The sequence below is a fragment of the Streptomyces pseudovenezuelae genome (assembly GCF_029892565.1).
GTDB classification, from domain to species: domain Bacteria; phylum Actinomycetota; class Actinomycetes; order Streptomycetales; family Streptomycetaceae; genus Streptomyces; species Streptomyces pseudovenezuelae_A.
This window is the reverse complement of sequence record NZ_JARXVH010000001.1, coordinates 644180-663272: the sequence shown is the minus strand read 5'-3', so window position 1 is coordinate 663272 and position 19093 is coordinate 644180. Positions and strand designations below refer to the sequence as shown.

General features: G+C 69.1%; 16 protein-coding genes. 3 read left to right on the top strand and 13 right to left on the bottom strand.

Going from position 1 to position 19093, the window contains the following annotated elements:
- Positions 1-37: 37 nt before the first annotated feature.
- The 9 genes from pssA to M2283_RS02920 form a co-directional block, all read right to left on the bottom strand.
- Complete coding sequence (gene pssA, locus M2283_RS02960; protein ID WP_280874705.1) at positions 38-820, bottom strand: CDP-diacylglycerol--serine O-phosphatidyltransferase; 783 nt, start codon at positions 818-820, stop codon at positions 38-40.
- A gap of 58 nt (positions 821-878) precedes the next feature.
- Entirely contained in the window at positions 879-1535 is a 657-nt protein-coding gene (locus M2283_RS02955; protein ID WP_280874704.1) for a phosphatidylserine decarboxylase, read from the bottom strand.
- A 170-nt stretch (positions 1536-1705) separates the two neighbouring features.
- Complete coding sequence (locus M2283_RS02950; protein ID WP_280874334.1) at positions 1706-2911, bottom strand: acyl-CoA dehydrogenase family protein; 1206 nt, start codon at positions 2909-2911, stop codon at positions 1706-1708.
- A 2-nt stretch (positions 2912-2913) separates the two neighbouring features.
- Positions 2914-3441, bottom strand: a complete 528-nt coding sequence (locus M2283_RS02945) for a MaoC family dehydratase (RefSeq protein ID WP_280874703.1) — start codon at positions 3439-3441, stop codon at positions 2914-2916.
- 2 nt (positions 3442-3443) lie between these two features.
- Positions 3444-4415, bottom strand: coding sequence for an HpcH/HpaI aldolase/citrate lyase family protein (locus M2283_RS02940; protein WP_124001729.1), 972 nt, complete (start codon positions 4413-4415; stop codon positions 3444-3446).
- Positions 4412-6439, bottom strand: coding sequence for a protein meaA (locus M2283_RS02935; protein ID WP_280874333.1), 2028 nt, complete (start codon positions 6437-6439; stop codon positions 4412-4414). The genes M2283_RS02940 and M2283_RS02935 overlap by 4 nt, the downstream gene beginning before the upstream one ends.
- Before the next feature lie 8 nt (positions 6440-6447).
- A complete protein-coding gene (gene ccrA / locus M2283_RS02930; RefSeq protein ID WP_280874702.1) occupies positions 6448-7785 on the bottom strand; it encodes a crotonyl-CoA carboxylase/reductase in 1338 nt (445 codons plus the stop codon).
- Between the two features lie 385 nt (positions 7786-8170).
- Positions 8171-8983 carry a TetR family transcriptional regulator gene (locus M2283_RS02925; protein ID WP_280874332.1) on the bottom strand — a complete coding sequence of 271 codons (813 nt, stop codon included), beginning with the start codon at positions 8981-8983 and terminating at the stop codon, positions 8171-8173.
- Between the two features lie 160 nt (positions 8984-9143).
- Positions 9144-10949 (bottom strand): 3-hydroxyacyl-CoA dehydrogenase family protein, encoded by a 1806-nt coding sequence (locus M2283_RS02920; RefSeq protein WP_280874331.1) that lies wholly within the window; start codon positions 10947-10949, stop codon positions 9144-9146.
- Positions 10950-11333: 384 nt separating this feature from the next.
- Between M2283_RS02920 and M2283_RS02915 the strand changes: the two genes are divergently transcribed.
- Positions 11334-11909, top strand: a complete 576-nt coding sequence (locus M2283_RS02915) for an adenylosuccinate lyase (protein ID WP_280874330.1) — start codon at positions 11334-11336, stop codon at positions 11907-11909.
- A 7-nt stretch (positions 11910-11916) separates the two neighbouring features.
- Here the strand turns inward: M2283_RS02915 and M2283_RS02910 are convergent, their stop codons facing one another.
- The 4 genes from M2283_RS02910 to M2283_RS02895 all read right to left on the bottom strand — a co-directional run bounded on the left by M2283_RS02910 (position 11917) and on the right by M2283_RS02895 (position 15686).
- Positions 11917-12417, bottom strand: a complete 501-nt coding sequence (locus M2283_RS02910) for a GNAT family N-acetyltransferase (RefSeq protein ID WP_280874329.1) — start codon at positions 12415-12417, stop codon at positions 11917-11919.
- A 32-nt stretch (positions 12418-12449) separates the two neighbouring features.
- A complete protein-coding gene (locus M2283_RS02905; protein WP_280874328.1) occupies positions 12450-12848 on the bottom strand; it encodes a RidA family protein in 399 nt (132 codons plus the stop codon).
- Between the two features lie 80 nt (positions 12849-12928).
- A complete protein-coding gene (locus M2283_RS02900; RefSeq protein WP_280874327.1) occupies positions 12929-14506 on the bottom strand; it encodes an alpha/beta hydrolase in 1578 nt (525 codons plus the stop codon).
- 136 nt (positions 14507-14642) lie between these two features.
- Positions 14643-15686, bottom strand: coding sequence for an Rv2578c family radical SAM protein (locus tag M2283_RS02895; protein WP_280874326.1), 1044 nt, complete (start codon positions 15684-15686; stop codon positions 14643-14645).
- A gap of 168 nt (positions 15687-15854) precedes the next feature.
- Here M2283_RS02895 and M2283_RS02890 point away from each other — a divergent pair, with 168 nt between their 5' ends.
- A complete protein-coding gene (locus tag M2283_RS02890; protein WP_280874325.1) occupies positions 15855-16298 on the top strand; it encodes an SRPBCC family protein in 444 nt (147 codons plus the stop codon).
- Between the two features lie 182 nt (positions 16299-16480).
- Positions 16481-18904: an MFS transporter gene (locus M2283_RS02885; RefSeq protein ID WP_280874324.1), complete on the top strand. Its 2424-nt coding sequence runs from the start codon at positions 16481-16483 to the stop codon at positions 18902-18904.
- The last annotated feature ends 189 nt before the right edge of the window (positions 18905-19093 follow it).

Here is a 19093-nt window from a genome sequence, read left to right as displayed (position 1 = left end):
GGTTCGGGCCCCTCGCGAGCGTCACGGATCAGACGTCCTACGGCAGCTGTGCCGCCCGCGCCTCGCGACGGTTGCCGCGGAAGTTGTTCACCCGGCGGGCCGTGGCGAACAGCGGGATGACCGCGCCCATGACCAGCTGCAGGGCGCAGCCCGTCTGGAGCAGGAGCTGGCCGCTGGGGGCGTCGAAGGCCCAGGCGGCCAGGAGGCCCATGGACACGACGATCCAGGCCAGCATCGCCACGGCGAGGCGGCCGCGCGGCTTGGGGTACTCGACCCGGCTCACCATCAGCCAGGCGGTGCCGAGGATGGCCAGGAGCGTTGCCACGAAGGGCAGCTCCAGGAGCACGATCGAGACGACCGTCAGCGCACCGAACGGGGATGGCATGCCCTGGAACATGCCGTTCGGCACTGTCACGCACGAGAAACGCGCCAGGCGTAGCACCACCGCCAGGAGCACCACGACGGCACCGACCGCCGCCACCTTCTGGTACGCGTCGTCAGCGACCATGCCGTAGACCAGGACGAAGTACGCCGGGGCCAGGCCGAAGCTGATCAGGTCGGAGAGGTTGTCCAGCTCGGCGCCCATGGGGGAGGACCGCAGCTTCCGCGCGACCAGGCCGTCGAACAGGTCGAACACCGCCGCGCACAGCATCAGGATCACCGCGGTGGCCGCGCTGTTGCGCGCCATGCCCGATTCCTGGCTGTCGGTGAGGTGCGGGATCAGGATGCCGGTGGTGGTGAAGTACACCGCCATGAAGCCGCACGTGGCGTTGCCGAGGGTGAGGGTGTCCGCTATCGAGAGGCGGAGAGAGAGGGGCATCTCCTCCTCGTCGTCCACCTCGTCGGCCTCGGGAACCCAGCCCGCCTGCGTCTCAGGATCAATCACGGTCAATGCGAGTCACCCCAGCCACGGTCTTCTGACCGACCTCGACCGCCACCTCCACGCCCTCGGGCAGGTAGATGTCTACACGCGAGCCGAAGCGGATCAGACCGATACGGTCGCCCTGCTCGACCTTCGTCCCCTGCGGGATGTAGGGCACGATGCGGCGGGCCACCGCGCCGGCGATCTGGATCATCTCGATGTCGCCGAGTTCGGTGTCGAAATGCCAGACTACGCGCTCGTTGTTCTCGCTCTCCTTGTTGAACGCCGGAACGAACCCGCCGGGGATGTGCTCGACCGACGTCACCTCGCCGGAGAGCGGCGCGCGGTTGACGTGGACGTTGAGCGGGCTCATGAAGATCGCGACGCGGGTGCGACCGTCCTTCCACGGCATGATGCTCTGCACCACACCGTCGGCGGGCGAGATGACCCGGCCCGGGCCGATCTCACGCTCGGGGTCGCGGAAGAACCACAGCATGCCCGCCGCGAGCGCGGTGGCGGGCACGGCGACGACCTTGGCGGCGCCGGACTTGCGTGCGCGTACCAGACTGAGGGCTGCGGTGGCGACGGTCGGGAGAAGCCACGGCGATGCTCCGCGCGCGAGGCGTACGCCGGCCCGGCTGTCGCGTGGTGCAGAGGTTTGGCTGTGGGGCATGGATGACCTTCGTAGCGGATGATGCCGCGCTGTAACGGGGGACGGCGGCTTTCCCGGGATCGTACCGGTCGACGGCCACAACTGGGTAAGCCAGGAAGCCGAGTCGGCGGCTGAAGGGCGCTGACGGGGTGTGATCTTCTTCTCCAAGAAAACACCCCGTATCCGGACATCTAGCCCTGGAATCGATACTCTTCGAGCAGCCTGCGACCGATGATCATTTTCTGGATCTCGGCGGTACCTTCACCGATCAGCAGCATCGGGGCCTCGCGGTAGAGGCGCTCGATCTCGTACTCCTTGGAGAAGCCGTAGCCGCCGTGGATCCGGAAGGAGTCCTCCACGACCTCCTTGCAGTACTCGGACGCGAGGTACTTCGCCATCCCAGCCTCAAGGTCGTTTCGCTCACCGGAGTCCTTTTTGCGTGCCGCGTTGACCATCATCGCATGGGCGGCCTCGACCTTGGTAGCCATCTCGGCCAGCTTGAACTGGATGGCCTGGTGCTGGGCGATCGGCTTGCCGAAAGTGTGGCGTTGCTGGGCGTAGCGGACGCCCAGTTCAAAGGCACGCTGAGCGACTCCGCAGCCACGCGCAGCCACGTTGACGCGGCCGACCTCGACGCCGTCCATCATTTGGTAAAAACCTCGGCCGGTGGCCCCGCCGAGCACGCGGTCGACCGGAATGCGCAGGCCATCCATGATCAACTCGGTGGTGTCGACGCCCTTGTAGCCCATCTTGTCGATCTTCCCGGGGATGGTGAGCCCGGGGCGGACCTCACCGAATCCGGGCTCCTTCTCGACCAGGAAGGTCGTCATCGACTTGTGGGGCGCGGTCCCTTCGGGGTGTCCTTCGTCACTTCGGACGAGTACGGCAACCAGATTTGACGTGCCACCGTTCGTCAGCCACATCTTCTGGCCGGTCAGGAGGTAATCGTCGCCGTCCTTGACCGCCTTGGAGGTGATGGCCGAGACGTCCGAGCCGAGACCCGGCTCCGACATCGAGAAGGCGCCGCGGACGTCACCGGCCGCCATGCGCGGCAGGAAGTGCTCCCGCTGCTCCTGGGTGCCGTGCTGCTTGAGCATGTAGGCCACGATGAAATGGGTGTTGATGATGCCGGACACCGACATCCAGCCGCGGGCGATCTCCTCGACGCACAGGGCGTAGGTGAGGAGCGACTCGCCAAGACCCCCGTACTCCTCGGGGATCATCAGACCGAACAAGCCCAACTCCTTGAGCCCGTCGACGATCTGCTGCGGGTACTCGTCACGGTGCTCCAGCTCGGTCGCGACCGGGATGATCTCCTTGTCCACGAAGTCGCGGACGGTGGACAGGATCTCCTGCTGGACATCGGTCAGACCGGCGGTCTGGGCGAGGCGGGCCATGGCTACTTCTCCGTGTTCTTCTCCGCGGGTGCGGTGAGCTCCGGGCGGCCGGGCTGCTCGCCGCCGCGCTCCTTGATGTACGTCTCGGTCGGCACCATCACCTTGCGGCGGAACACGCAGACCAGCGTGCCGTCCTGCTTGTAGCCCTTGGTCTCCACGTGCACGATCCCGCGGTCGTTCTTCGACTTGGAGGGCCACTTGTCGAGCACGGTCGTCTCGCCGTAGATCGTGTCGCCGTGGAAGGTCGGCGCCACGTGCTTGAGCGACTCGATCTCCAGGTTGGCGATCGCCTTGCCGGAGACGTCCGGCACGGACATGCCCAGCAGCAGCGAGTAGATGTAGTTCCCGACCACCACGTTCTTGCCGAAGTCCGTCGTGTTCTCGGCGTAGTTGGCGTCCAGGTGGAGCGGGTGGTGGTTCATGGTGAGGAGACAGAACAGGTGGTCGTCGTACTCCGTGACCGTCTTGCCCGGCCAGTGCTTGTACGTCGCCCCGACCTCGAACTCCTCGTAGGTGCGCCCGAACTGCATGCTCACGCCTCCGGAATCTCGAACTCGGTGGTGCGCTTCATGCCGGCCGCGCGCCCCTTGCCGGAGATGACCAGCGCCATCTTGCGGCTGGCCTCGTCGATCATCTCGTCGCCGAGCATCGCCGAGCCCTTCTTGCCGCCCGCCTCGGACGTGTAGTAGTCGTACGCGTCCAGGATCAGTTCGGCGTGGTCGTAGTCCTCCTGGGAGGGCGAGAAGATCTCGTTGGACGCCTCGACCTGACCCGGGTGCAGCACCCACTTGCCGTCGAAGCCGAGCGCGGCGGCGCGCTGCGCGACCTCGCGATAGCCCTCCACGTTGCGGATCTGGAGGTAGGGGCCGTCGATCGCCTGGAGGTTGTTGGCGCGGGCGGCCATCAGGATCTTCATCAGGATGTAGTGGTAGGCGTCCGCCGGGTAGCCGGGCGGCTGTTCGCCCACGACGAGCGACTTCATGTTGATCGACGCCATGAAGTCGGCGGGGCCGAAGATGATCGTCTCGACACGTTGACTGGCCTGAGCGATCTCATTGACGTTGTTGAGGCCCTGAGCGTTCTCGATCTGCGCCTCGATGCCGATCTTGCCGACCTCGAAACCCATCGTCTTCTCGATCTGCGTCAGCAACAGGTCGAGCGCCACGACCTGTTGGGCGTCCTGGACCTTCGGCAGCATGATGCAGTCGAGGTTGGGACCCGCGCCCTCGACGACCGTGACGACATCGCGGTACGTCCACTCGGTCGTCCAGTCGTTGACGCGCACGACCCTCGTCTTGCCCGTCCAGTCACCCTCGTTGAGGAACTTGACGATCGTGTGCCGGGCCTCGGGCTTGGCCAGCGGGGCGCACGCGTCCTCCAGGTCGAGGAAGACCTGGTCGGCGGGGAGTCCCTGCGCCTTCTCCAGGAAGCGCGGGTTGCTCCCGGGGACCGCGAGGCAGGAGCGCCGCGGCCGAAGCCGGTTCACGGGGGCGGGCGTGGTCATGCGGGGACCTCCAGAGGGTCGAGCTTGTTCGCTTTCCGGATCTCGTCGACGATGCGGCCGATGATGCCGGTGATGTCGAAGTCCTTCGGGGTGAAGACCGCGGCCACTCCGGCGGCCCGCAGCTGCTCGGCGTCACCATTGGGGATGATGCCACCGGCGATCACGGGTATCTCTGTGGCACCGGCCACACGGAGCCGCTCCAGCACGTCCGGGACCAGCTGGGCGTGCGAGCCGGACAGGATGGACAGCCCGACCGCGTGCACGTCCTCGGCGACGGCCGCGTCCACGATCTGCTCGGGCGTCAGCCTGATGCCCTGGTAGACCACTTCGAAGCCGGCGTCACGCGCGCGTACGGCGATCTGCTCGGCGCCGTTTGAGTGCCCGTCCAGGCCCGGCTTGCCGACCAGGAAGCGGAGCTTGCCGACACCGAGGTCCTTGGCCGTCAGGTCCACCTTGCGGCGTACCTCGCCCATCGCCGAGCCCTCCTCGGCCGGGACCGCCACGGGCGCGGACGAGACGCCCGTCGGCGCCCGGAACTCCCCGAACACCTCGCGCAGGGCCCCCGCCCACTCGCCGGTCGTGACACCCGCGCGGGCGCACTCCAGGGTGGCCTCCATGAGGTTGCCGGTGCCCTTGGCGGCCTCCTTCAGCCGCTCCAGCGCCTTGCACGGGCGCGGGTGGTTGAAGGGCGGCTGGTAGCGGGTGTCGCGCCAGTGCTGGAGCGAGGCGATGACCCGGGCCTCGACAGCCGGATCGACTGTCTGGATCGCGGTGTCGAGATCCGCCGTCAACGGATTGGGCTCGGTCGTCTCGAAGATGTTGACGCCCACGATCTTCTCTTGACCCGACTCGATACGAGCGCGGCGCTCCGCGTGCGAGGAGACGAGCTGCGACTTGAGATAGCCCGACTCCACGGCGGCCATCGCGCCGCCCATCTCCTGGATCCGCTCCATCTCCGCGAGCGACTCCTCGACGAGCACCGCGACCTTGGCCTCGATGACGTGCGAGCCGTCGAAGATGTCCGCGTACTCCAGCAGATCGCTCTCGTGCGCGAGCACCTGCTGGATGCGCAGTGACCACTGCTGGTCCCAGGGGCGGGGCAGGCCCAACGCCTCGTTCCAGGCCGGGAGTTGCACGGCACGCGCGCGTGCGTCCTTCGACAGCGTCACCGCGAGCATCTCCAGCACGATCCGCTGGACGTTGTTCTCCGGCTGCGCCTCCGTCAGTCCCAGGGAGTTGACCTGGACGCCGTAGCGGAAGCGCCGCTGCTTGGCGTTCTCGATGCCGTACCGCTCCCGCGTGACCTGGTCCCAGATCCGGCCGAACGCCCGCATCTTGCACATCTCCTCGATGAACCGCACACCGGCGTTCACGAAGAAGGAGATACGGGCGACCACGTCACCGAACTTCTCGGCCGGCACCTGGCCCGAGTCGCGCACGGCGTCCAGCACCGCGATCGCCGTGGACATCGCGTACGCGATCTCCTGCACCGGCGTGGCACCCGCCTCCTGCAGGTGGTAGCTGCAGATGTTGATCGGGTTCCACTTCGGCAGGTGGGAGACCGTGTACGCGATCATGTCCGTCGTCAGCCGGAGCGAGGGCACCGGCGGGAACACGTGCGTGCCGCGCGACAGGTACTCCTTGACGATGTCGTTCTGGGTCGTGCCCGACAACTGGGTGATGTCGGCGCCCTGCTCCTCGGCGACGACCTGGTAGAGCGCCAGCAGCCACATGGCGGTGGCGTTGATCGTCATCGAGGTGTTCATCTGCTCCAGGGGGATGTCCTGGAACAGCCGGCGCATGTCACCGAGGTGCGCGATCGGCACGCCGACCCGGCCGACCTCGCCGCGGGCGAGGATGTGGTCGGAGTCGTAGCCGGTCTGCGTCGGCAGGTCGAACGCCACCGACAGACCGGTCTGGCCCTTGGCGAGGTTGCGCCGGTACAGCTCGTTGGAGGCCTCGGCCGTGGAGTGACCGGCGTACGTGCGCATGAGCCACGGCCGGTCCTTCTGACGCTCGCTCATGGGTGCCCTCAGATGTTCCGGAAGCGGTTGATGGCGTCGACGTGCTGCGCGCGCTTCTCGTGGTCGCGCACGCCCAGGCCCTCCTCGGGCGCCAGGCACAGCACTCCGACCTTGCCCTGATGGAGGTTGCGGTGCACGTCGTAGGCGGCCTGCCCGGTGTCCTCCAGGGAGTACACCCTCGACAGGGTCGGGTGGATCTTGCCCTTCGCGATGAGCCGGTTGGCCTCCCAGGCCTCGCGGTAGTTGGCGAAGTGCGAGCCGATGATCCGCTTCAGGGACATCCACAGGTAGCGGTTGTCGTACTCGTGGTTGTAGCCCGAGGTCGAGGCGCAGGTGACGATCGTGCCGCCCTTGCGGGTGACGTAGACGCTGGCGCCGAAGGTCTCGCGGCCCGGGTGCTCGAAGACGATGTCGACGTCCTCGCCACCGGTGAGTTCGCGGATGCGCTTGCCGAAGCGCTTCCACTCGCGCGGGTCCTGGTTGTGCTCGTCCTTCCAGAACTTGTAGTCCTCGGCGGTGCGGTCGATGACCGCCTCGGCACCCATCGCCCGGCAGATGTCTGCCTTCTCGGGGCTGGAGACGACGCAGACCGGCGTGGCACCGCCGGCCAGCGCGAACTGGGTGGCGTACGAGCCGAGTCCGCCGCTCGCGCCCCAGATGAGGACGTTGTCGCCCTGCTTCATGCCGGCGCCGTTGCGGGAGACCAGCTGGCGGTACGCGGTGGAGTTGACCAGGCCGGGGGAGGCGGCCTCCTCCCAGCTGAGGTGGCCCGGCTTGGGCATCAGCTGGTTGGACTTGACCAGGGCGATCTCGGCGAGTCCGCCGAAGTTGGTCTCGAAGCCCCAGATCCGCTGCTCGGGGTCGAGCATGGTGTCGTTGTGCCCGTCGCTGGATTCCAGCTCGACCGACAGACAGTGCGCGACGACCTCGTCGCCGGGCTTCCAGGCGTTCACGCCCGGGCCGGTGCGCAGGACCACGCCCGCGAGGTCGGAGCCGATGACGTGGTACGGCAGGTCGTGCCGCTTGGTGAGCTCGCTGACCTTGCCGTAGCGCTCCAGGAACCCGAAGGTCGACAGCGGCTCGAAGATCGAGGTCCACACGGAGTTGTAGTTGACCGAGGAGGCCATGACGGCCACCAGGGCCTCGCCCGGGCCCAGTTCGGGCACGGGCACGTCGTCCAGGTGCAGTGACTTGCGCGGGTCCTTGTCGCGGGTCTGCATGCCCGCGAACATCTCCGTCTCGTCCTTGTGTACGGTGATCGCGCGGTACGACTCGGGGAGCGGCATGGCGGCGAAGTCGGCCGGCGTGGAGTCCGGCGATTGGATCGCGTCCAGGATGTCCTTCACGGTCACGGTGTTGCCTCCGGCGAATGGCGTCTTGAGGGGGAGACGCTGAGGGTTACGTCGGTACTGCTGAGGGCGCTTTGTGGCGCGGGAGGGTGCCTGTGACGCAGGCGTCCGGGCGAGCAGGTCGATGACTTGCTGGGACAGCCGACGTGCGAATGGTCTCTGCACGTCGGCCGCCCGGACTCCTTCAACGTATGACACTGCGTGTCACCTCGCAAGGCACCGAGTGCCAGTAATTCCTCTCAGGTGAAATCTTTACGTAACAAATGAGCGATGATCGATCGAACGGGCTCTGAAATCCGCGCGAAAAGGTGCCCTGACATGCCAAAACGGCCACCCCGAGGGGTGGCCGTCATCACAGGGACGCTGGCGGGGGCGCTGCCGCTCAGCGGTCCCTGAGTGCCTCTTCGATCGTTCGCATGACCTCGTCCAGCGGGGCGTCCGTGCGGGCGACGGTCACCAGGACCTCGCCCTGGGTGGAGACCGCAGCGAGGGTCGGCGGCTTCGGCGGAGCCGTACGCCCGGCGCCGATCCCCGTCCCGAACGTCTTGCGCACGATCGCGAAGGCGTGGTCGAGCTGGGCCTCCACGTCCCCCTGGCCGCCGGCCCGCAGCCAGCGCCGCAGGACGTGGTTGTGGGCCGTGACCACGGCGGACGCGGCGACTTCCGCCAGCAGCGGGTCGTCGTTGGCGTCGTCGTCGTGCGCGTGCTCGTCGAAGTGGCCCAGCAGGTAGCGGGTGAAGAGGCGCTCGTAGCGGGCCACCGACGCGATCTCCGCCTCGCGCAGGGTGGGTACCTCGCGCGTGAGCTTGTAGCGGGCGACCGAGATCTCCGGCTGGGCCGCGTACATGCGCATGACTTCCTTGATGCCCCGGCACACCGTGTCCAGCGGGTGCTCGTGCGCAGGGGCCGCGTTGAGCACGGCCTCCGCGCGGATCAACGTGTCGTCGTGGTCCGGGAAGATCGCCTCTTCCTTGGAACGGAAGTGACGGAAGAAGGTGCGGCGGGCCACGCCGGCCGCCGCCGCGATCTCGTCGACCGTGGTCGCCTCGTACCCCTTGGTGGAGAACAGCTCCATCGCCGCGGCCGCCAGCTCCCGGCGCATCTTGAGCCGTTGGGCCGCCGCGCGCGTGCCTGCGGCACTCTCCGGCGCGTCGGGCGTAGCTGGTGTACGTGAGGACTTGGCGGGCTGGGACATGCCCCGAACGTACTGCATGCGCGCAGCTTGGTGCGCACGTCGGGGGTTCCCCCCGACCGGCACGGGCGGGGGCACACCGGGCCGGTGGGGCGGGTGCGGGCCACCCGGATCGAGCAGCCCGCCCCAGTCCGCCTCCGTCGCGAACCAGTCCCCGGCGCCGTCAGCGCCGGGCATATTCGCGGAAGCCACGGCCCGTCTTGCGGCCGAGGCAGCCCGCGGCCACCAGATGCTCCAGGAGCGGGGCCGGAGCCAGGCCCGGATCGCGGAACTCGCGGTGCAGGACCTTCTCGATCGCCAAGGAGACGTCGAGCCCGACCACGTCGAGGAGTTCGAACGGCCCCATCGGGTAGCCGCCGCCCAACTTCATCGCCGCGTCGATGTCGTCAAGAGTCGCGTAGTGCTCCTGCACCATCTTGATCGCGTTGTTGAGGTAGGGGAAAAGCAGTGCGTTGACGATGAATCCGGCCCGGTCACCACAGTCGACGCCATGCTTCTTGATCTTGACGCAGACCTCGCGAACCGTTGAGTGGACGTCCTCCGCAGTCAACACCGTACGGACGACCTCGACCAGCTTCATCGCCGGTGCCGGGTTGAAGAAGTGCATGCCGATCACGTCCTGCGGGCGCGAGGTGGCGCGGGCGCAGGCGACGACGGGCAGCGAGGAGGTGGTCGTTGCGAGAACCGCGCCGGGCTTGCAGACCTTGTCCAGGGTGGCGAACAGCTGCTGCTTGATCTCCAGGTCCTCGGCGACCGCCTCGACGGCCAGGTCGACGTCGGCGAAGGAGTCGTAGGAACCCGCAGGGGTGATCCGGTCGAGGGTCTCGGCGGCTGCCTCCGCGGTCAGCCGTCCCTTGTCGACGGATCGCGAAAGCGACTTGCCGATACGGGCCTTGGCGGTCTGCGCCTTCTCCTCGCTGCGGGCGGCGAGCACGACCTCGTACCCGGCCTTGGCGAACACCTCGGCGATGCCGGACGCCATGGTCCCGGAGCCGGCGACGCCGACCGAGCGGACCGGGCGGCCGGGGGTGAGGGCGGCGCCGTCCAGCGGCGTGAGCGCGTCCCGCACGACGACGGCGCTGCCCGGGGCCTCGTAGGTGTAGAAGCCGCGGCCCGACTTGCGGCCGGTCAGGCCCGCCTCGCTGAGCTGCTTGAGGATCGGGGCGGGGGCGTGCAGCCGGTCGTGGGACGCGGCGTACATGGCCTCCAGGACCGTACGAGCCGTGTCGACGCCAATCAGGTCGAGCAGCGCGAGCGGGCCCATGGGCAGTCCGCAGCCCAGCCGCATCGCCGCGTCGATGTCCTCGCGGGAGGCGTACTTGGCCTCGTACATCGCGGCGGCCTGGTTGAGGTACCCGAACAGCAGCCCGTCCGCGACGAATCCCGGCCGGTCGCCGACCGCGACGGGCTCCTTGCCGAGGTCGAGGGCGAGGTTGGTGACCGCGCCGACGGCCGTCGGGGCGGTCAGCACGGACGAGACGACCTCGACCAGCCGCATCGCGGGCGCCGGGTTGAAGAAGTGCAGGCCGAGCACCCGCTCCGGACGGGCCGAGTCGGCGGCGAGCCGGGTCACGGACAGGGCGTTGGTGCCGGTCGCCAGGATCGTCTCCGGGCGCACGATCCCGTCCAGCTCCCGGAAGATCTGCTGCTTGATCTCGTACGACTCCGGCGCCACCTCGATGACGAGGTCCGCGTCGGCCGCGGCCCGCAGGTCGGTGGAGGTGCGGACGCGGGCGAGCAGCTCGGCGCGCTCCGGCTCGGTCAGCCGGCCCCGCGTCACGGCGCGGGCGGTGGCGGTCTCCAGGGCGGCGACGGCCTGCGTGGTCGCGGCCTCGCTGATGTCGATGCCGACGACTTGGCGACCGGCCTTGGCGAGGACCTCGGTGATACCGGTGCCCATCGTGCCGAGGCCGATGACGGCGACGGTCCTGATCGGGGAGAGAGGGGTGGCGGACAGGGGAGTGGCCATCGCGGGACTCCAGGAATGAGGGGTGACGACTGGGAGCACGCCCGGGTGCGCCGAGGGAACCGGGCCGAAGCCGGACCGGTGGCGCACCGGGTGCGTGAGGAGTGCGGGTGATGCCGGGCTACGAGCGCACACGCCCGGAAACGGTGGAGAGCGACCGGCCCTGTCCCAAGCCGGGTCGTACTGCGGTGCTTTGAAGCACCGAACCGCTTGCTCTTACGGCGGCTGCGTCACCAGGCCACCGCAAGGGAGAACGCGAGTGGGTAACTCGCTCGTCTGAGCTTAACCGGTGAGTAACGAGCGCGCCAGCCCCTGTCCGATTCTTGTCCTTGTCCGTCTTTGTGATGTAGGTCCCGAGAGATCCAGGGCGCCCCTAGGCTCGGTGTCATGGACGAAGAGTTGCGATCGCTCACGGAGCGTTTACGAACGGAGGCGGGAGCGTCCGCCGTGTACGACCGGCTCGTGGTGACCGAGGACCCCGACGCGTTGGCCGACGCGCTCACCGAACCCGGACAGCCGCTGTGGGCCAGGGAGTTGACCGCGTTCAAGCTCGGACTCGCGGGCGACCGGCGTGCCTTCGAGTCCCTCGTCCTGTTCCTGAACCACCGTGATCCCCAGCGCTGCGCCTCCGCCGCGTACGCCCTCGCCCGGCTCGACGACCCCCGCACCGCCCGCGCGGCAGCGGCCCTCGCCACCAACGAACTGCGCGTCGCCTATGCCCTGCACCCGATCCGCCTGCTGACCGAACTGCGCGCCCCGGAGTCCGTACCCGCGCTCATCACCACACTGGAGCGACGGCTGCGCCCGCACGATCCGTACCGGCGCGTGGCCCTCGCGTGCGTGGACGGGCTCGGCAGCCTGGCGGACGCCCGCGCCCGGCCCGTACTCACCGAGGCGCTCGCCCACCCGGCCCTGGCGGAGGCGGCGGTGGGGGCGCTGGGGCGCATTCCGAGGCAGCGCTGACGTCAGGTCAGACAGTGAGGTCTCGCGCGTACCGGACCTCGGGCACCTCGGCCCCGTCCACCTCGAAAGGCTCCTCGGTGCCGTCGGCGCGGAAGCCGGCGCGTTCGTAGAAGTGCCGGGCGTGCGTGTTCCCTTGGAGGACCCAGAGGTACATGCGCGTGTGGCCGGCGGCCGTACATCGCCGTAGCGACTCGTCGAGCAGGGCGCGTCCGGCACCCGTGCCCTGGCGGGCCGGGTCCACGTAGATCGCGTACAACTCGACGCCCCCGGCGGGTACTTCACCGTCCCGGTAGGGGCCGTGGCAGGCCCAGCCGACGATCTCGCCGTCCCGTTCGGCCACGATGTTCACCACGCTGCCATCCCCTTGCAGGAGGCGGGCGCGGCTGCGCTCGGCGTCCTTCGGCACGCTCATCGCGTCGAGGTACGACTGCGGCATGAGTCCTCGGTAGGCGCTGCGCCAGCCGCGGACGCGGATCTCGGCCACGCGGTCGCAGTCGACCAGAGCCATGTCCCGGACCCGGAGACCGGTCTGGGGAGGAGTCACTCGGCCACGACTGCGAACGCCTCGACCTCCATCAGGAACTCCGGCCGCACCAGCGCCGCGACCTGGACCGCCGAGGCGGCCGGGAGGCGGTCGTCGGGTATGTGGGCGGCTCGGGCAGTGCGGATCGCCGGCATGTGGGCCATGTCCGTGACGAAGTAGGTGAGTTTGACGACGTCGTCGAAGGTCGCGCCGGCCGCGGTCAGACAGCGGCGGAGGTTCTCGAAGACCTGGCACGCCTGGGCTTCCGCGTCGCCCTCGCCGACCAGCTTGCCGTCCTCGTCGAGGGCGAGTTGGCCGGAGACGGCGACGAAGCGGCCGGTGCCGATGACGACGTGGCTGTACTGGGCGGCGGGGAAGACCCCGTCGGGGGCGGGAATCCTGGTCGTCTCACTCATGCGTCCATCGTGGACCATGGGTCTGACAACCGGGATTTCCGCCCCCGACGGGACTTCGTATCCGGATATCCGGTCGGTGCTCAGCCGCGGAAGCCGACCAGGCCGTGCAGGGTCGAACCGCGGGTGGACTTCGCCGCCGCCGCGGAGCTCAGCGGTGCGGGGGCGGGCACCTTCTGGCAGACCGCGTCGACCTCGCCGCCGCTGCGTGGCACCTTGCCGTTGGTCAGATACGTGGCCAGGTACTTGTCCAGGCAGGCGTTCCCGCTCAGCGTGATGCCGTGGTTCCCGCCGCCCTGCTCGACCACGAAACTGGAGCCGGCCAGCAGTCGATGGACCGTCGCGCCGCCCTCGTACGGGGTGGCCGCGTCGTTCGTCGCCTGGAACAGCAGCACCGGCGGCAGCTTGCCGTTGGCGATGTTGATCGGGCGCTTGGTGTCCGTCGGCCAGAACGCGCACGGCGCGTTGTACCAGGCGTTGTTCCAGGCCATGAAGGGCGCCTTGTCGTACACCGCCCAGTTGTCCTTGCGCCACTGGTTCCAGTCGCGCGGCCAGGAGGCGTCACGGCACTGCACCGCGGTGTAGACGCTGTAGCCGTTGTCCCCGGAAGCGTCGATGGCGGCGAAGTTCTCGTACGCCTCGACCAGTGGATCGGCGTTCTTGTCGTTCACGTAGGCCGCGAACGCCTCGGCGAGATAGGGCCAGTAGCCGTTGTAGTAGCCGCCCGGGATGAAGGTGTCCTCGAACTCCGAGGCGCCCACCTTGCCGCCCGCCGGCTTCTTGGCCAGCGCCTTGCGCGCCGCGTACCACTTGGCCTCGATCTTCTCCGGATCGGTGCCGAGTTTGTACGTCGAGTTGTACTTCGCGATCCAGGTCATCAGGGCGCGCTGGCGGTCGTTGAAGGCGTAGTCCTGCCCGATGTTGTCGTCGTACCACACGCCCGTGGGGTCGACGATCGAGTCCAGGACCAGGCGCCGCACCCGCTCCGGGAAGAGCTTCGCGTAGACCGCGCCCAGGTAGGTGCCGTAGGAGTAACCGAAGTAGTTGATCTTCTTGGCGCCGAGTGCGGCCCGGATCGAGTCCATGTCCCGTACGGCGCTGATCGTGTCGATGTACGGCAGCAGGCTCGCGTACTTCTTGCCGCAGGCGGCCGCGAAGGACTTGGCGCGCTGCAGGTTGGCCTTCTCCAGGGCCGGTGTGCTCGGCACGGAGTCCGGGCGCACCGGGTTGAAGTAGCCCGGCTTGCAGTCCAGGGCCGGCTTGCTCGCGCCGACCCCGCGCGGGTCGAAGCCGATGACGTCGTACTGGGACGCCACCGCCTTGGGCAGCGAGGACGCGACGAAGCCGGCGAGCGACAGGCCGCTGCCGCCGGGACCGCCGGGGTTGACCAGCAGGGGGCCCTGGCTCTTGCTCGCGGTGTGCGGCACGCGCGAGAGGGCGAGGGTGATCTGCCGACCGTGCGGGTTCGCGTGGTCAAGGGGCACTTTGAGGGACGCGCACTGGAGCGTCGGATAGTCGGTGGTGCCGCATTTCTTCCAGGTGAGCTTCGCGGCGTGAGCGGTCGCCGCGCCGCTCGGGGCGCTCGCGTCGGCGGGGACGGCCGTGAAGGTTCCGGCCACCACCACGGCGACGCCGCACAGTACTGCTGCGCGTTTTCTCATGGGGTCCTCCCAGGACGGAGGGGTTTCGGACCGCGGGGCTCGTGGTCCTCGCCGCATAGTCCCGGAAAGCCGCACCGGAGGAACGTGTTCTGCCGATACTTGACCCGATCGGATCGAGGGATGCGCTCGAACGCTCTCAAATCAGCGAGAGTTGGGTCGGTTCGGACACCGCCTCCTCGACCTGCTCCGGGGGCGTGATCCGCCGGGGCATCCCCGCGCGCGAGGGGCCGATCCCGTACTCCTGGGATAGCTCGTGGACCTGACGGGTGATCCGGCGCTGGTACCACTTCGGGGCGTACGCGCCGTCCGCGTACAGCCGCTCGTAGCGGCGCACCAGATACGGGTGGTGCTGCGCCAGCCAGGCCATGAACCACTCGCGGGCGCCCGGCCGCAGATGCAGCACCAGTGGCGTGACGGAGGCGGCCCCGGAGGCGGCGATCGCGCGCACGCTGGCGCGCAGCTGGGCCGGGTCGTCGCTCAGGAACGGGATCACCGGGGCCATCAGGACCCCGCAGTCGATGCCGTGCTCGGCGAGGGCGCGTACGACGTCCAGGCGGCGCTCCGGGGCGGGCGTGCCCGGCTCCACGGTGCGCCACAGCTCGGGGTCGGTGAAGCCGACCGAGACGGAGATGCCGACGTCGGTCACCTCGTTGGCCTGCCGCAGCAGGTCGAGGTCGCGCAGGATCAGCGTGCCCTTCGTCAGGATCGAGAAGGGGTTGGCGTGGTCGCGCAGGGCGGAGATGATCCCCGGCATCAGGCGGTAGCGGCCCTCGGCGCGCTGGTAGCAGTCGACGTTGGTGCCCATCGCTATGTGGTCGCCCTGCCAGCGGCGCGAGCCGAGTTGGCGGCGCAGCAGCTCCGGGGCGTTCGTCTTGACCACGATCTGCGAGTCGAAGTCGATCCCCGTGTCGAGGTCCAGATAGCTGTGTGTCTTGCGGGCGAAGCAGTACACGCACGCGTGCGAACAGCCGCGATAGGGGTTCACCGTCCACTCGAACGGCATCCGGGAGGCCCCCGGCACCCGGTTGATGATCGAGCGGGCGCGCACCTCGTGGAAGGTGATGCCGCGGAACTCGGGGGTGTCGAAGGTACGGGTGATCACCGCGTCTGTGCCGAACAGCGCGGCGTCGCTCGGCCGGCTGTGGCCGCCGGACTCCACGGTGAGGTTCTCCCAGCGCATGACGCCTCCTCCTGGTAGGCCTGCCCCCAGAGTGAAACACTTGTTCGAATTACTGTGCAAGTGCTCTTTTCGATCGCCCGGGACGCCCGGGGCCCCCGATTTGGGCGGCCGTGCGCGGGGGTGGTTGGCTTGCCCCGACACCGAGAACCCAGGTCCTGGAGGAAATCGATGGCGCAGGTCGAGGCCACTACGGAGCGCATCGTCGCGGCGGACGCGGAGACGGTGTTCGACGCGCTCGCCGACTACAGCGGCACGCGCGCGAAGGTGCTGCCCGAGCAGTTCAGCGAGTACGAGGTCCGCGAGGGCGGTGACGGTGAGGGCACCCTCGTCCACTGGAAGCTCCAGGCGACCAGCAAGCGGGTCCGGGACTGCCTCCTTGAGGTGAGCGAGCCCACCGACGGTGAACTCGTCGAGAAGGACCGCAACTCCTCGATGGTCACCACCTGGCGGGTCACCCCGGCCGGCGAGGGCAAGTCCCGCGTCGTCGTGACCACCACCTGGCAGGGCGCCGGCGGTGTCGGCGGCTTCTTCGAGAGGACCTTCGCGCCCAAGGGCCTCGGCCGGATCTACGACGCGATCCTGGACAAGCTGGCCGCCGAGGTCGAGAAGTAGTTCCCCCGAGTCGGGCGAGTCCCCGCGTCGGGTAAGTCCCCGGCGTTCCGGGGGTGTTGACGCCCCTCACCGGTTCGAGTGGATCTCCACCTGTCGAGCCGTTCTGCCGTAACTCGTCGTGCTTGCTCACAGTTGTCGCCTTAAGCGGGAATTGTGCGGCGGTGCGACGAGGGGAGCGGTAGGTGGGCGGGACGACTCTGGTGCGGGACGAACCGGTCGTGGCGGCTGTGGAGAGCCCCCCTCCTACGGCGGCCGGTGTCGCCCAACTGAGCCCGCGCCGGGTCCGGTTGGTCTTCCTCGGGCTGATGCTCGCCCTGCTCCTGGCCGCCCTGGAGCAGATGATCGTCGCCACGGCGCTGCCGAAGATCGTCGGTGAGCTGCACGGCCTGGACAAGATGTCCTGGGCGATCACCGCCTATCTGCTCACCTCCACCGTCGGACTGCCGATCTACGGCAAACTCGGCGACCTGCTCGGCCGCAAGGGCGTCTTCCAGTTCGCCATCGTCGTCTTCGTGATCGGCTCCGCGCTCGCGGGACGGGCGCAGACGATGGACCAGTTGATCGCCTTCCGAGCGGTCCAGGGCGTCGGCGCCGGCGGCCTCATGATCGGCGTCCAGGCGATCATCGCGGACATCGTGCCGCCCCGGCAGCGCGGCAAGTTCATGGGCCTGATCGGCGCCGCCTTCGGGCTCGCCTCCGTCGCCGGACCGCTGCTCGGCGGCTACTTCACCGACCACCTCACCTGGCGCTGGTGCTTCTACTTCAACGTGCCCTTCGGCCTCCTCACCCTGGCCGTGGTCACCGTCGTCCTCAAACTCCCGAAGCCGCAGACCAAGCCGCGCCTCGACATCCTCGGCGCGCTCCTGCTCGCCGCGGCCTCCACCTGCCTGGTCCTGCTGACCAGTTGGGGCGGCACCGAGTACGCCTGGGGCTCGCGCGTCATCCTCGGGCTCGCCGCGGGCGCCGTGGCCGCCGCCGTGCTCTTCCTGGTCGCCGAGCACTATGCGGCCGAACCCCTCATCCCACTGCGGCTGTTCAGGGACTCCGTCTTCAACGTCACCGGTCTGGTGGGCCTGGTGATCGGCATCGCGCTGTTCGGTGCCGCCAGCTATCTGCCGACCTTCCTGCAGATGGTCGACGGGGCCTCCGCCACCGAGTCGGGCCTGCTGATGCTGCCCATGATGGGCGGCATCGTCGGCGCCTCCATCATCGCCGGACAACTCATCACCCACACCGGGCGCTACCGGATCTACCCCGTGCTCGGCAGCGCCCTGTCCGCCCTCGGCATGTGGCTGCTGTCCCGCCTCGAAGTCGACACCTCCCGGCTGCAGTACAGCCTCTGGATGGCCGTCCTCGGCGCGGGCATCGGCATGGTGATGCCGGTGCTCGTCCTCGCCGTGCAGAACTCCGTGCGCCCCGCCGACCTCGGCACCGCCACCAGCGCCAACAACTACTTCCGGCAGATCGGCGGCAGCGTGGGCGCCGCGATCTTCGGCACCCTCTTCGCCGACCGGCTCGCCGACTCCCTCGCCGAAAGGCTCTCCACGCGCGCGGGATCCCAGCTGCCCGACCCGGAGTCCCTCACCCCGCAGCTCGTCCACGCGCTGCCCCCGGCGCTGCGCGACGACTACATCGAGGCGTACGCCGACGCGATGCCCCGGATCTTCCTCTACCTCGTGCCGGTGCTCGTCCTCGGCCTGCTCATCGCCTTCTTCCTCAAGGAGAAACCGCTGGTGTCCCACAACGCCGCCGAAACGGAGACCGCGCCCGTGAACGCCCCGATTCCGCAGGCCCTCCCCCAGCCTTCGGCCGGGGGGACCCCGATCTCGCTTCGCTCGTCGTACGCCGCCGGAATCCCGGTCTGCGGCACGGTGCAGCACCCCGACGGGACCGTCGTACCGCGGGCCGCGCTCACGCTCATCGACGTCACAGGGCAGCAGATCGGGCGGGGCGCGAGCGGCGAGGACGGACGGTACGCGCTGTCCACGCCCGGCTCGGGGGCGTACGTCCTGATCGCCGCGGCCGGCGGCCACCAGCCGCAGGCGGTCTCCGTCACCGTCGGCGAGCGCCCCGTCGAACTCGACGTCGTCCTCGGCGGCGCCGGCCGCCTCGCGGGCAGCGTGGTCACCGCCGACGGCACGCCCGTACGGGAGGCAGCCGTCACCCTCACCAACGTGCACGGCGAGGTCGTCGCGAGCACCCGCAGCGGGCGCGAGGGCGGCTACGTCATCACCGAGCTGGTGGCCGGCGAGTACACGCTCGCCGCCAGCGCCCCCGCGTTCCGCCCGGCCGCCCTGCCCGTCAGCGTCCAGGCCTCCCGGGAGACCCGCCAGGACATCGAACTCGCGGGTGGCGCCGTGCTGCGCGGCACGGTGCGTGCGAGCGGCGGGCGGCCCGTCGAGGACGCGCGCGTGACGCTGCTCGACGCGGCCGGCAACGTCGTGGACACGCTCACCACGGGACCCGACGGAACGTTCCGGTTCGTCGACCTGTCCTCCGGCGAGTACACCGTGATCGCCGCCGGCTACCCGCCGGTCGCCACCGTGCTCCAGCTCGCCGGCGGCGGCCGCACCGAGCGGGACCTCCAACTGGGACACGAGGACTGAACCGACTGAACCGAGCGAACCGACCGAACGGCCGCGGGGGTTGAGCGCCCCCGGCGCGCCTTGTCGGCGTGCGTTCCCGAACCGGTGCGCCCGCGTGCCACCAATTCCCCCGTTGCCGCACATCACCACCTGGGGGCGCCGTACGGTGGTGACGGCGGACAGATCTTGCGGAGCCGTGGGAAAGAGGGC

Excerpts from the sequence above, each read along its gene's own strand:
- M2283_RS02890 (WP_280874325.1), top strand. The coding sequence starts at position 15,855 with ATGGCGCAGGTCGAGGCCACTACGGAGCGCATCGTCGCGGCGGACGCG.
- M2283_RS02945 (WP_280874703.1), bottom strand. The coding sequence starts at position 3,441 with ATGCAGTTCGGGCGCACCTACGAGGAGTTCGAGGTCGGGGCGACGTAC.
- M2283_RS02925 (WP_280874332.1), bottom strand. The coding sequence starts at position 8,983 with ATGTCCCAGCCCGCCAAGTCCTCACGTACACCAGCTACGCCCGACGCG.
- M2283_RS02920 (WP_280874331.1), bottom strand. The coding sequence starts at position 10,949 with ATGGCCACTCCCCTGTCCGCCACCCCTCTCTCCCCGATCAGGACCGTC.
- M2283_RS02900 (WP_280874327.1), bottom strand. The coding sequence starts at position 14,506 with ATGAGAAAACGCGCAGCAGTACTGTGCGGCGTCGCCGTGGTGGTGGCC.
- pssA (WP_280874705.1), bottom strand. The coding sequence starts at position 820 with ATGCCCCTCTCTCTCCGCCTCTCGATAGCGGACACCCTCACCCTCGGC.
- M2283_RS02915 (WP_280874330.1), top strand. The coding sequence starts at position 11,334 with ATGGACGAAGAGTTGCGATCGCTCACGGAGCGTTTACGAACGGAGGCG.
- M2283_RS02950 (WP_280874334.1), bottom strand. The coding sequence starts at position 2,911 with ATGGCCCGCCTCGCCCAGACCGCCGGTCTGACCGATGTCCAGCAGGAG.
- M2283_RS02940 (WP_124001729.1), bottom strand. The coding sequence starts at position 4,415 with ATGACCACGCCCGCCCCCGTGAACCGGCTTCGGCCGCGGCGCTCCTGC.
- M2283_RS02910 (WP_280874329.1), bottom strand. The coding sequence starts at position 12,417 with ATGGCTCTGGTCGACTGCGACCGCGTGGCCGAGATCCGCGTCCGCGGC.
- M2283_RS02895 (WP_280874326.1), bottom strand. The coding sequence starts at position 15,686 with ATGCGCTGGGAGAACCTCACCGTGGAGTCCGGCGGCCACAGCCGGCCG.
- M2283_RS02905 (WP_280874328.1), bottom strand. The coding sequence starts at position 12,848 with ATGAGTGAGACGACCAGGATTCCCGCCCCCGACGGGGTCTTCCCCGCC.
- M2283_RS02955 (WP_280874704.1), bottom strand. The coding sequence starts at position 1,535 with ATGCCCCACAGCCAAACCTCTGCACCACGCGACAGCCGGGCCGGCGTA.
- M2283_RS02935 (WP_280874333.1), bottom strand. The coding sequence starts at position 6,439 with ATGAGCGAGCGTCAGAAGGACCGGCCGTGGCTCATGCGCACGTACGCC.